The sequence below is a fragment of the Pseudomonas sp. HMWF006 genome (assembly GCF_003061205.1).
GTDB classification, from domain to species: domain Bacteria; phylum Pseudomonadota; class Gammaproteobacteria; order Pseudomonadales; family Pseudomonadaceae; genus Aquipseudomonas; species Aquipseudomonas monsensis.
On record NZ_QAIU01000204.1, the window covers coordinates 1 to 12,389 of the forward strand.

At 59.3% G+C, this 12,389-nt stretch carries 12 protein-coding genes and 1 pseudogene; 5 read left to right on the top strand and 8 right to left on the bottom strand.

Annotation, left to right across the window (positions count from 1 at the left end):
- Positions 1-656: GntR family transcriptional regulator (locus tag DBR24_RS08010; RefSeq protein WP_146188990.1), on the top strand; the 656-nt coding region annotated here is incomplete at its 5' end.
- Positions 657-772: 116 nt separating this feature from the next.
- Here DBR24_RS08010 and yjiA read toward each other — a convergent pair.
- The 3 genes from yjiA to DBR24_RS08025 all read right to left on the bottom strand — a co-directional run bounded on the left by yjiA (position 773) and on the right by DBR24_RS08025 (position 4,183).
- Complete coding sequence (gene yjiA, locus DBR24_RS08015) at positions 773-1,744, bottom strand: GTPase (RefSeq protein WP_128614448.1); 972 nt, start codon at positions 1,742-1,744, stop codon at positions 773-775.
- A gap of 159 nt (positions 1,745-1,903) precedes the next feature.
- Positions 1,904-2,101, bottom strand: coding sequence for a YbdD/YjiX family protein (locus tag DBR24_RS08020; protein ID WP_003228401.1), 198 nt, complete (start codon positions 2,099-2,101; stop codon positions 1,904-1,906).
- A gap of 15 nt (positions 2,102-2,116) precedes the next feature.
- A complete protein-coding gene (locus DBR24_RS08025) occupies positions 2,117-4,183 on the bottom strand; it encodes a carbon starvation CstA family protein (protein ID WP_128614449.1) in 2,067 nt (688 codons plus the stop codon).
- 159 nt (positions 4,184-4,342) lie between these two features.
- On the opposite strand from DBR24_RS08025, the gene DBR24_RS08030 reads away from it, so the two are divergent.
- Entirely contained in the window at positions 4,343-4,711 is a 369-nt protein-coding gene (locus tag DBR24_RS08030; RefSeq protein WP_128614450.1) for a PilZ domain-containing protein, read from the top strand.
- Positions 4,712-4,776: 65 nt separating this feature from the next.
- Here DBR24_RS08030 and radA read toward each other — a convergent pair whose 3' ends face one another.
- From radA to katB, 3 genes are read right to left on the bottom strand one after another with little or no spacing between them, the layout of a single operon-like run.
- Entirely contained in the window at positions 4,777-6,144 is a 1,368-nt protein-coding gene (radA, locus tag DBR24_RS08035; protein WP_007909773.1) for a DNA repair protein RadA, read from the bottom strand.
- Positions 6,145-6,190: 46 nt separating this feature from the next.
- The gene (locus tag DBR24_RS08040; protein ID WP_128614451.1) at positions 6,191-6,727 is read right to left on the bottom strand and encodes an ankyrin repeat domain-containing protein; all 537 of its coding nucleotides are present in this window, start codon (positions 6,725-6,727) and stop codon (positions 6,191-6,193) included.
- A gap of 60 nt (positions 6,728-6,787) precedes the next feature.
- A complete protein-coding gene (gene katB / locus DBR24_RS08045) occupies positions 6,788-8,329 on the bottom strand; it encodes a catalase KatB (RefSeq protein WP_123463969.1) in 1,542 nt (513 codons plus the stop codon).
- Positions 8,330-8,614: 285 nt separating this feature from the next.
- Here katB and mscL point away from each other — a divergent pair, with 285 nt between their 5' ends.
- Positions 8,615-9,028, top strand: a complete 414-nt coding sequence (mscL, locus tag DBR24_RS08050) for a large-conductance mechanosensitive channel protein MscL (protein WP_128614452.1) — start codon at positions 8,615-8,617, stop codon at positions 9,026-9,028.
- A gap of 42 nt (positions 9,029-9,070) precedes the next feature.
- Here the strand turns inward: mscL and DBR24_RS08055 are convergent, their stop codons facing one another.
- Positions 9,071-9,847: a ferredoxin--NADP reductase gene (locus DBR24_RS08055; protein WP_128614453.1), complete on the bottom strand. Its 777-nt coding sequence runs from the start codon at positions 9,845-9,847 to the stop codon at positions 9,071-9,073.
- A gap of 321 nt (positions 9,848-10,168) precedes the next feature.
- Between DBR24_RS08055 and DBR24_RS08060 the strand changes: the two genes are divergently transcribed.
- On the top strand, positions 10,169-10,882 hold the full coding sequence (locus tag DBR24_RS08060) for an autoinducer binding domain-containing protein (protein ID WP_123463963.1): 714 nt from the start codon (positions 10,169-10,171) through the stop codon (positions 10,880-10,882).
- A gap of 174 nt (positions 10,883-11,056) precedes the next feature.
- A complete protein-coding gene (locus DBR24_RS08065; RefSeq protein ID WP_123463961.1) occupies positions 11,057-12,181 on the top strand; it encodes a class I SAM-dependent methyltransferase in 1,125 nt (374 codons plus the stop codon).
- Positions 12,182-12,252: 71 nt separating this feature from the next.
- Here DBR24_RS08065 and DBR24_RS08070 read toward each other — a convergent pair.
- A pseudogene (locus DBR24_RS08070) lies at positions 12,253-12,354 on the bottom strand (DUF2474 domain-containing protein); the annotation flags it as partial.
- Between the last annotated feature and the right edge of the window lie 35 nt (positions 12,355-12,389).

A 12,389-nucleotide genomic window follows, 5' to 3' on the forward strand; every position in this document is an offset into this window, starting at 1 on the left:
TCTCCCGCCCGCGCGCACCGGCGGCGGATCTGTATCCGCGACTGTTCGATGCGATTCTCGAGCGGCGCATCCATTCGGCCAGCCGTTTTACCGAAGACAGCCTGAAAGACATGTTCGGCGCCAGCCGTGCAGACGTGCGCCGGGTACTGACCCAACTGTCACATGAGCACATCATCGTGCTGCGGGCCAATCACCGGCCACGGGTGGCGGAACCGGACCCGGAGCAGACACGGCAAGCTCTGCAGGCGCGGCGCCTGACCGAAAGCACGCTGGTGTATCTGGCCTGTCAGCGCCCGCAGGCAGACGCTTTGAAGCGCGTGCGCACGCTGATCGAGCGCGAGCGCCTGGCCGTCGAACAGGATCGGCGGGGGGCGGCGATTCGCTTATCCGGAGAGTTTCATCTGCAGTTGGCGCAAATGGCGGGGAATGCCCCGCTGGCGCATTTTCTCGGCAGTCTGGTGCCGCTGACGTCACTGGCGATTGCGCGAAGTGAGTGCCAGACGCTCAGCTGTTGCGCGTGGCAGGAGCATCTGGCGTTGATTGAGGCGGTGGAGCGAGGCGATGCTTCCACGGCCGGGATGTTGATGAATCGACATCTGGATCATCTTGAACAGGCACTGCTCGGTTCAGACCTTGAGCATTGTGCTGTCGGTTAGATCGCCTTCGCGAGCAAGCTCGCTCCCACAGTTGACCGCATTTCTCTGGACAGAATACGGTCTCCTGTGGGAGCGAGCTTGCTCGCGAAGAGGCCATCACTGACAACCAAGATCCATCAGGCAGAAGCCACTTTGGCAAACCCCGCCCGAATCTTCTCTTCCGGCAAATCATCGGCAATAAACACAATTACGCTTTCCCGAGCCTCACCCTCGGCCCATTCGGTATCCCAGTCGAAACCATAGAGTTTCAGCACGCCCTGAAACACCAGGCGCCGATCCTCACCAGCGATGTTCAGTACGCCTTTGTAGCGCAGCAATTGCTTGCCGTGGTCTTCCAGCAGCTCATTCATGAACTCGCTGAGCTGATCGATATCCAGCGGTTGCTCAGTGCGCAGCACCAGGCTGGAGATACGGTCGATGGAGGGCGCCTTGCTGACCGGACGCAGACTCACCCCGCCGCCGAGATCAGCGTTGAGGTTGAAGCCGCGCACATCCAGCAGTTCAGCCAGATTGATGTTGCCATGCTCGACCACGCGGATCGGCGCACGACGGTTGATTCGCGTCAGGCGTTCGCTCAGCGCGGTGAACGTCGCCTCGTCCACCAGATCGGTCTTGCTCACCAGCAAGCGGTCGGCGAAACCGATCTGTGCCTGGGCGATGGTCTGGGTCAGGTGCAGATCGGCGTGGGCGGCATCCACCAGGGTGATGATGCCGTCAAGCAGGTAGCGCTCGCGCAGTTCTTCCTCAATGAAGAAGGTTTGCGCCACCGGGGCCGGGTCGGCCAGGCCAGTGCACTCGATCACCAGACGGTCGAAGGCGATTTCGCCGCTGTCCAGGCGTTCGAGCAGCAGGTACAGGGCCTTGGTCAGGTCAGTGTGAATGGTGCAGCAGACGCAGCCGTTGGCCAGGGTCATGACTTGCACCGGCTCATCACCCAGCAACTGAGTGTCGATGCCGGCGTCGCTGAATTCGTTTTCGATCACGGCGATTTTCAGGCCGTGCTCGGCTTTGAGCAGGTGCCGCAGCAAGGTGGTCTTGCCGGCGCCGAGAAAACCGCTGAGTACCGTGACCGGAATGGGAGAGGACAAAACTCGATCTCCTTCAAATGAATGAACAACACAAAAACAAATGTGGGAGCGAGCTTGCTCGCGAAAGCGGTGTGCCAGTCAAATTATTCATCAACTGACACTCCGTATTCGCGAGCAGGCTCGCTCCCACAGGGATTACCTCAACCTTGCGCTGTCAGCTCAACAGCACTTCGGCCCACCCTTGCCACCGTAACGGGCTTCCTGACGTTCGCGAAAGAACATCTCGTAGCTCATCACCGGTTTGTCCGGGTGTTTGGTTTGCATATGCTCGACGTAGGTGTCGTAGTCGGGCATGCCGACCATCAGGCGCGCGGCCTGACCGAGGTATTTACCGAGGCGACTCAGGTCATTGAACATGGTGCAATCCTCTGGTTACGCATCCGGCAGGGCCTGGAATGGCGATTCTTTATCCGTACGCTCTTTTTTGCCCCAGGCGGCGATGCCGACTTTGAGCGCGTAGAACAGGATGCTGAAGACCACGAACAGGAACAGCGCGGTAAGCGTTGCGTTGGTGTAAGCGTTGAAGATCACGTGCTGCATCTGGTCGATGCTCTTCGCCGGTGCCAGCACCTGACCATTGGCCAGCGCATCGCTGTATTTCTTGGCCAGCGACAGGAAGCCGATCGCCGGGTTGGCGTCGAACAACTTGATGAAGCCCGCCGTGGTGGTGCAGATCAGCAGCCAGGTGGCTGGCAGCAGAGTGACCCAAATGTAGCGCTGGCGCTTCATTTTGATCAGGACCACGGTGCCGAGCATCAGCGCGATACCGGCCAGCATCTGGTTGGAGATACCGAACAGTGGCCACAAGGTGTTGATGCCGCCCAATGGGTCAATCACGCCTTGATACAGCAACCAGCCCCACATCGCCACACAACCGGCGGTGGCAATCAGGTTGGCGGTCCACGATTCGGTACGTCTGAGCGCCGGCACAAAGGAGCCGAGCAGGTCCTGCAGCATGAAGCGCCCGGCACGGGTGCCGGCGTCCACAGCAGTCAGGATGAACAGCGCTTCAAACAGGATCGCGAAGTGGTACCAGAACGCCATGGTGTTCTCACCCGGCAGGACACTGTGCAGGATCTGCGCGATACCGACCGCCAGGGTCGGCGCACCACCGGCACGGGCCAGAATGGTGGTCTCGCCGATGTCGTGAGCCACGGCTTGCAGCGCTTCCGGCGTGATCGCGAAGCCCCAGCTCGTGACCATTTGCGCCACTGACGCGGCATCACTGCCGACCACGGCGGCCGGGCTGTTCATGGCGAAGTACACGCCTGGCTCGATTACCGAAGCGGCAACCATGGCCATGATCGCCACGAACGACTCCATCAGCATGCCGCCGTAACCGATGTAACGGGCGTTGGTTTCGTTATCCAAAAGCTTCGGCGTGGTGCCCGAAGAAATCAGGGCATGGAAACCGGACACCGCACCGCAAGCGATGGTGATGAACAGGAACGGGAACAGACCGCCCTTCCACACCGGGCCGGTGCCGTCGACGAACTGGGTCAATGCCGGCATTTTCAGCTCGGGCATGGTCACCAGAATGCCGATCGCCAAGGCGACGATGGTACCGATCTTGAGGAAAGTCGACAGATAGTCACGCGGCGCCAGAATCAGCCACACCGGTAGCGATGCAGCCACAAAGCCGTAACCGACCAGCATCCAGGTAATCTGCACGCCAGTGAAGGTGAACGCCTTGGCCCACACCGGATCAGCGGCAATCTGCCCACCGAGCCAGATCGACCCGAGCAGCAGCAATACGCCGACCACGGAGATCTCGCCGATGCGGCCCGGGCGGATGTAGCGCATGTAAATGCCCATGAACATCGCGATCGGGATGGTCGCCATCACGGTGAAGATGCCCCACGGGCTCTCGGCCAGCGCCTTGACCACGATCAGCGCCAGCACCGCGAGGATGATGATCATGATCAGGAAGCAGCCGAACAGGGCAATGGTGCCGGGGATACGGCCCATTTCCTCACGCACCATGTCACCCAGGGAACGGCCGTTGCGCCGGGTCGACATGAACAGGACCATGAAGTCCTGCACGGCGCCCGCCAGCACCACGCCGGCAATCAGCCACAGCGTGCCGGGCAGATACCCCATCTGCGCCGCCAGCACTGGCCCGACCAGAGGCCCTGCGCCAGCAATCGCTGCGAAGTGGTGACCGAAAAGAATGTGTTTGTTGGTCGGCACATAGTCCAGACCGTCGTTGTTGAGCACGGCGGGGGTGGCCCGACGCGGGTCGAGTTGCATCACGTTGTTGGCGATGAACAGACTGTAGTAACGGTACGCGACCAGATAAATGGCCACGGCAGCGACCACGATCCACAAGGCGTTGATCGCCTCTCCTCGGCGTAATGCCACTACGCCCAGGGCGCACGCTCCTACGATTGCCAGCACTAGCCAGGGTAAGTGGCGCAGCAGGCTATTATTATTTTTCATTTTATTATTCCAGCCAGGGTGGACAAGAAAGACAGCCACCCCGAGTTTAGCGCTACTGGCGCCAAAGGCCATACCCCGACATTGGTCTAGACGCTTGGTTGATTGGCAGGCACCCATTGGTCGGGTCTATAGTCAGCGAACTCTTCCGAGGATTGCGTCATGAGCGAACACCCAGCCAATCGCCGTCGCTTCAAACGTATTGCGTTCGATGCCAGAACCGAGCTGAGTCAGGGCCAATTCATCTGGCCGGTCAAGCTGATCGACCTGTCACTCAAAGGGCTGCTGATCGAGCGGCCCGAGCCGTGGCTGGGGAATGCGGAGCAGGATTTTTTCGTCGACATCCATCTGAGCGATGACGTCGATATCCAGATGGATGTGCATCTGGCCCATGAAGATCAGGGTCAGTTGGGTTTTGTCTGCCGGCATATCGGCCTGGAATCGATCCAGCGCTTGCGGCGGCTGATCGAGCTGAACCTGGCTGACGAAGCCGAACTGGAGCGCGAACTGGGCGCCCTGATCGAAATCTAGAATCCACAATTGAATCCTGTAGGCGCTGGCTGGCCAGCTCCTACAGGTTATGCGGTGGGTTCAAGTTATTCGAAGAGCGCGTCGAGGGCCTGTTCGAGGCGGGTCACGGCGATGATCTGCAAACCCGGCGGGGATTCCTTCGGCGCATTGCCCTTCGGCACGATCGCCCGTTTGAAGCCATGCTTGGCAGCTTCTTTCAAGCGCTCCTGCCCGCTCGGCACCGGACGCACTTCGCCCGACAGGCCCACTTCGCCAAACACCAGCAGATCGTGGGGCAGCGGCCGGTTGCGCAGGCTCGACATCACCGCCGCCATCAACGCCAGGTCGGACGCTGTTTCCAGCACCTTGACCCCACCGACCACGTTGAGGAACACGTCCTGATCGTGGGTCGGAATGCCGCCGTGGCGGTGCAGCACCGCGAGCAACATCGCCAGGCGGTTCTGATCCAGCCCCAGCGTCACCCGACGCGGGTTGGCCAGATGGCTGTCATCGACCAGCGCCTGCACTTCCACCAGCATCGGCCGGGTGCCTTCCCACGTCGCCATTACCACACTGCCCGGGACTTCTTCCTGGGCGCGGGTGAGGAAAATCGCCGATGGGTTGGAAACCTCTTTAAGGCCCTTGTCGGTCATGCCGAACACGCCCAGTTCATTGACCGCACCGAAACGGTTCTTCACCGCGCGCAGCAAGCGCAACCGGCCATCGGATTCGCCCTCGAAATACAGCACGGTGTCGACCATGTGCTCAAGCACCCGGGGGCCGGCGAGTGCGCCTTCCTTGGTGACGTGGCCAACGAGGAAAATCGCGGTGCCGCTTTGCTTGGCGTAGCGCACCAGCAACGCCGCACTCTCACGCACTTGCGAAACGCCGCCGGGCGCCGATTGCAATTGCTCGGTGAAGATCGTCTGGATCGAGTCGATCACCATCACCTTGGGTTTTTCCTGACGGGCCGTGGCGATGATGGTTTCGATGCAGGTTTCGGTCATCACCCGCAGTTGATCCTGAGGCAACCCGAGACGGCGGGCACGCATGGCCACTTGTTGCTGGGACTCTTCGCCGGTGACGTACAGCGCCGGCATGCTCTTGGCGAGATTGCACAGGGTTTGCAACAGAATCGTCGACTTGCCGATACCGGGATCACCACCGATCAGCACCACGGAACCGTCGACCAGACCGCCACCCAGCACGCGATCCAGTTCACCGGAGGCGGTGGAAAAACGCGGAATCTCTTCGATGCTGACTTCGGCCAGGGTCTTGATCTGCGCCTGTTGTCCAGCCCAGCCGGTGCGCCCGGTCGGCGCTGTCGCTCCGCCGCTTTCGATCATGGTTTCGGTCAGGGTGTTCCAGGCACCGCATTCACCGCACTGCCCGGCCCATTTGGGAAATGTTGCGCCGCATTCGGTGCAGCCATACATGCGCTTGGCCTTGGCCATCTGAACCCCCGGAGCAAAACCGCGATGATAACGCAGACGCCGCAGCTCAGCGCGGCGCGGCAATACGGATCTCGCCACTGGCCAGACGCGCGGCGCTGTTGCCCAGCGGGTCTTCGGCATTGAGGTCGGCCCCTTTGGCCTTGAGCGCGTCGAGCAATTCGACGCGCTTGAACAGCCCGGCGTACATCGCCGCAGTCTGTCCGGCGCCATTGCGCTGGTCGGCATTGCAATCGGTGGCCATCAATCGCCGGGCGATCTGGATCTCGCCCTTGAAAATTGCGCCCATCAGCGCCGTGTTGCCACGCAGGTCCTGCGCGCAGGCATCAGCGCCCGCCGCCAGCAAGCGGTCTACTGCCGCGCCCTGGCCGTGATACGCCGCCAGAATCAACGCGGTGTAGCCCTTGCTGTCGCGGGTATCAAGGGAATAGCCGGACTCGATGAAGGTGTCGAGCATCGGCACGTCACCGCGGCGGGCGGCATCAAAATAGTAGTCCTGCAGTTGTGCCTTGATCGCCTCGGGGCTCTGTTCGGCCTGCGCTGCGAAGGACAGGCATCCGAGCAACAGTAAAAGATAAGGACGCATAAACGCTCTCCTTGGGTAGAACGGGGCCTGAATCAGGCCCCGCATTGCATGGCGTCGGGATCAGTCGACCAGTTTCGCCGCCAGTGCCTTGACCCGGCCCAGGTCACCCTTGGCCACTTTGGTCACGCCGGTGCCGTATTCCGGATCGGCCTTATAAAGGAAGGACAGAATGATGTGCTTGCTCTCGTCGTCGGTGGTGGCCAGGGAGCCGCCGAAATTGTCGATCAGGTCCTGACGCTCCTGCTTGTTGAAGGAACGGTACAGATCGCCGGCCTGCTTGAAGTTCTGCTCGCGCTGGATCTTCGCCTGCTGGGTGCTGCCCGACAGTGCCAACTGGCTGTAACGGGCGTCTCGCGGCTCTTCGCGCGGCTGCAGACGGCTCGGCTGGTAATTCACGCCAGACTGCGTTGCGCCGAAGTTCATCGCACCATCCTGATTGCCGTTATTGACCGCAACTTTAGGGGCGTTGATCGGCAGTTGCAGCGCATTGGCACCCAGGCGATACATCTGAGTATCGGCATAAGAGAATACGCGACCTTGCAATAAGCGATCTTCCGAAGGTTCGATTCCCGGCACAACATTGGCCGGCGCCATCGCTACTTGTTCAGTTTCCTGAAACACATTAGCCGGATTACGGTTCAACACCATTTGTCCAACTTTTCGTTCTGCAATACCCGGCCAGATCTTGGTTGCATCCAGCGGATCAAAATCAAACTTGGACAAATCTTGTGGTTTCAGCACTTGAATGTACAAGTCCCATTTAGGGAAGTTACCTTTATTAATGTTAGTTACAAGATCGTTGGTCATATGACTGTAATCCTGACCCTGAACTTTGCTGACTTCCTTCGGCGTGAGGTTATTGATCCCCTGCAAACTCTTCCAGTGGAACTTGACGTAATGCACTTCGCCTTTGGCATTGATCAACTTGTAGGCATGTACACCGTTACCGTCCATCTCGCGATAACTGGCCGGCGTTCCCGAATTTGAATACAGCTCGGTCAGGGTGCGCGTCGCTTCCGGTACATGGGAGAAGAAGTCGAAACGACGCGAGTCGTCATCCAGATTGGTGCGCGGATCGGGCTTGAACGCATGCACCATGTCCGGGAATTTGATCGCATCGCGAATGAAGAACGTCGGAAAATTGTTGCCGACCAGATCCCAGTTACCATCGGCGGTATAGAACTTGGTGGCGAAACCGCGCGGATCACGCAGGGTTTCGGGGGAGTGGTTGCCGTGCACCACGGCGGAAAAACGCACGAACACCGGGGTGCTCTGGCCGGCGGCGAACACCTTGGCCTTGCTCAGGTCGCTCAGATCATTGGTCACCGTGAAGGTGCCATGGGCGCCGGTACCGCGGGCATGCACCACGCGCTCGGGGATTCGCTCGCGGTCGAACCGCTGCAGCTTCTGGATCAATTGCACATCCTGCAGCAGCACCGGGCCATTGGCTCCGGCGGTTTGCGAGTTCTGGTTGTCGCCCACCGCCGCGCCGTTGTCCCGGGTCAGGGGCGCGGCGTGTACGGAGAAGGTCAACAGGCTGGCGGTGAGTACGCCAAGAGTACGGCGATGGGGAAATGCCCCTAAGCCAAGCGTGGGATTCATATCAGGTTCCTCTGGTTTTTTGGGCGCATCCAGGTGCGCCAATCAGAGGCTAGAGGGCAAAACCGGCAAACATAAATAGAAAGTTCGTAACTCGATGATTGAGAAATTTAGCTTCCCGATCAGCGAGTTACGGCGTATTTCGCGCGCGATTAGTGGCACTTTGCAAACTATTCGTCGATTAATGTGTCGATAAAAACGGGCATTGTAAGAAGGTGTTTCGCGCAGGACGCGTTTTGCTGATTTACACTGCGTACACCAAACTCATCTGTAACAAGGAAATAACCTATGGGCGTGCTAAGTGAGTTCAAGGCCTTCGCGGTCAAAGGCAATGTGGTCGACATGGCCGTCGGTATCATCATCGGTGCAGCCTTCGGCAAGATTGTTTCGTCGTTTGTCGGTGACGTGATCATGCCGCCGATCGGCCTGTTGATCGGCGGGGTGGACTTCAGCGATCTCGCCATAACGCTCAAGGCCGCCGAGGGCAGCGCCCCTGCGGTCGTGATGGCCTACGGCAAATTCATCCAGAGCATTCTCGACTTCATGATCGTCGCGTTCGCGATTTTCATGGGTGTCAAAGCCATCAATCGCCTCAAGCGCGAAGAGGCCGTGGCCCCGACGCTGCCACCGGTTCCGACCAAGGAAGAGGAATTGCTCGGCGAGATCCGCGATCTGCTCAAGGCCCAGAACAACCGGCCCTGAACCCTGCACGACAAACAGACGGCGCCTTCGGGCGCCGTTTGTTTACCAGTAGTTTTCCACCGCCACCTGGCCCGGCCGGCGGCTCAGGGCAAGACTCATGTGGCGCTTTTTCAACAGCGCGCGCGTGTCGTCGATCATTTGCGGATTGCCGCACAGCATCACCCGCGAATGCTCGGGCGAGATTTCCACGCCGGCTGCACGCTCCAGCTCACCGTTTTCGATCAGCGTGGTGATGCGTCCGCTCAACGCACCGGGCTGCGCTTCACGGGTCACCGTCGGGATGAACTGCAACTTGTGCGCGTACTCGCTGAGGTAATCGCGCTGCGCCAGTTCGGCCAGCAATGGCTGGTAGGCCAGTTCCCGTGCCTCGCGCACGCTGTACACCAGAATAATGCGCTCGAATTTCTCCCAGACCTCGAAGTCCTGCAGGATCGACAGAAACGGCGCCACGCCTGTGCCAGTGGCCAACAGCCACAAATCCCGCCCGTCGCTGAAACGATCCAGGGTCAGATAACCGAATGCCTGACGGTCGACCAGCAACGTGTCCCCCGCCTGCAAGCGGCTCAGTTCGCTGGTGAACTCGCCACCCGGGACCACAATGGAAAAGAACTCGAGAAACTCGTCGAACGGTGACGACACCATCGAATAAGCACGCCAGACGATGCTGCCGTCAGCCTTGTTCACCCCCAGCCTGGCGAACTGCCCCGCCCGAAAGCGAAAGCCTGCATCGCGGCTGGTGCGCAAGGTGAACAGGCTTGGGGTCAAGGGCCGTACATCAAGCAGGGTCTGTGTGGTGTATTTCTCTGCAGTGGCGGTCATGGGGCGCTCCATTGAACGATTGCCGCCAGTGTCCCGCAAATCCGCCGGTCTAAACACCGATGATTGCTAATGGTATTCGCCAGTGCACCCACATTAGATAATTAAAATTATTTGGACGGTTCGCAGCGGAGCGATAACGCCCCCCTTAAGATGACGATTTAAATATCAGAACTCATCCGTCGCTAAGAACGCTTAATGAATACTTTTTCACTTTCAAGACCAAAATAATTTATTACCTGCCGTAAGAAACGTCCTACACTCCGGAGCGTGCCGGATTTTTGGATCCATTCGCACCCCCGCTACAATCATGGAGAGCTTGTAATGGAAACGTGGAAGGAGTCGCAGTTAAAGCAACTGACTTTCGCAAAGGAAATAGATACGGCCTATCCCATCTTGCTGAGATTCGCCGAAAACCTCGGGTTTAACTTCTGTGCAGTTTCAGTTACTTCGCCCCAACGGGAAATGCATCTTAATCCTTTGCAAATCAACAACTACCCTCAAGAATGGAACCTGCAATATGAATTGAACGAATACAAGAAAATCGACCCGGTAATAGCACACTGCAATCATTCAATGATGCCCATCGTCTGGGATAAAGCGGTATATAAAGATACCCCGGAGTTGTGGGGGGCGCTGCAGCAATATGGCCTGCAACATGGTTGGTCTCAAGCGTTTCACCACGAGGAGAGTGGCTTGTGCAGCATCCTCAGCCTGGCCCGAAAGCATTGCCCGATCAGCCCGCTCGAGCTGTATGAGCATTTTGGCTACATGTTCTATGCCACCAGCCACCTGAGTGAGTTGTTCGCTCGGACACTCCCCACACGGCCCGCCAAACCTAGCCAACCGCGCCTGTCCCCACGGGAACTGGAGGTTCTGCAATTATCCGCCGGAGGCAAAACGGCCTATGAGATTTCGAAAATCCTCAGCCTGAGCGAGCGCACGGTGAACTATCACGTGCAAAACGTGATCGAGAAACTCCATGTCTGCAACAAAATTTCTGCCGTCATAGCGGCCGCCAGAGCCGGCATAATCTAGACCCGACGCCTTGCACCAAAATTAAAACCTGCGAGTATTTCCAGAGAAAAAAACGTACCATTTGTGACCTTTCCGAGTGATAAGGCGAGCTGTTCGCACTGCAGTTCACTCGGTCGGTTCCGCCGCACGGTACAGGCAGCGGGACATCCCCCGATTACCCTGAGTCCCCGCCCCATGCCTTTGCTCGATACGCCTTTCGCCCAACTCGACCTGATCCGCCAGCCCGAACAGCAGAACGAACCGCTGCAAGCCTTCGATGCCGCCGACGAATACCTGCTCAATCATCTGGCTGCGCAGCAGCCGACGGCCGACACCCGGGTACTGGTGCTCAATGACAGTTTCGGTGCGCTGGCGGCCAGCCTGCTGGGCAACGTCGATGTGGTCAGCAGCGGCGATTCGTTTCTGGGCTTTCAGGGACTGGAGAAGAATCTGCTGCGCAATGGCCAGGCGTTCGACGCCATTCGCGGCATCCCGGCGAGTGAACCGCTGGTCGGGCCGTTTGATCGCGTGCTGATCCGCGTACCGAAAACCCTGGCACTGCTCGAAGAACAATTGATCCGCCTGCAAGGACAACTGGCCCCGGGTGCGCAGGTTATTGCTGCGGCGATGGTCAAGCACTTGCCACGCGCCGCTGGCGATCTGCTGGAACGCTACATCGGTCCGGTGCAAGCCTCACTGGCAGTGAAAAAGGCTCGCCTGCTGATCGCGACGCCCGAAGCGAAAGTCCCGGCGAGCTCGCCCTACCCGTCGCGCTACCGCCTCGAGGAACCGGCGATCGAATTGCTCAACCACGCCAACGTGTTCTGCCGCGAAGGTCTCGACATCGGCACCCGCGCCTTCCTTCCGCATCTGCCCAAGAACCTCGGCAGCGCGCAAGTCGCCGACCTGGGCTGCGGTAACGGTGTGCTGGCAATTGCCAGCGCCCTGCAAAACCCCGAGGCACATTACACGCTGGTCGATGAATCGTTCATGGCAGTTCAATCAGCTGCGGAAAACTGGCATGCGGCCCTCGGCGATCGCGACGTGACCGTCCGGGCCGGTGATGGCCTGGCCGGGCAAGCGGCGCAATCGCTGGACGTGGTGCTGTGCAACCCACCGTTCCATCAGCAGCAGGTGGTCGGCGACTTCCTCGCCTGGCGCATGTTCCAGCAGGCCCGCGAGGCGCTGGTGGTCGGCGGAGCGCTGTACATCGTCGGCAATCGTCACCTGGGTTATCACAGCAAACTGGCGCGGCTGTTCCGCGGCGTCGAGCAAGTCGCGGCCACGCCGAAATTCGTCATCCTCAAAGCACGCAAATAAACCCGAGGCAAAAAAAACCCTCCAGATGGAGGGTTTCAAATCCGTACCCGAAGGCGCCGGGACGGGGTGCTTCAGTGCGTCGTCAGGCCTGCTGCGTTCATGAACATGCGCATCAGGCTGGCGGCGATAAACAGCACGCCCACACTGCCGAGCCAGATCAGGGCCAGCCAGCCTGATGCGCATGTTCATGAACGCAGCAGGCCTGACG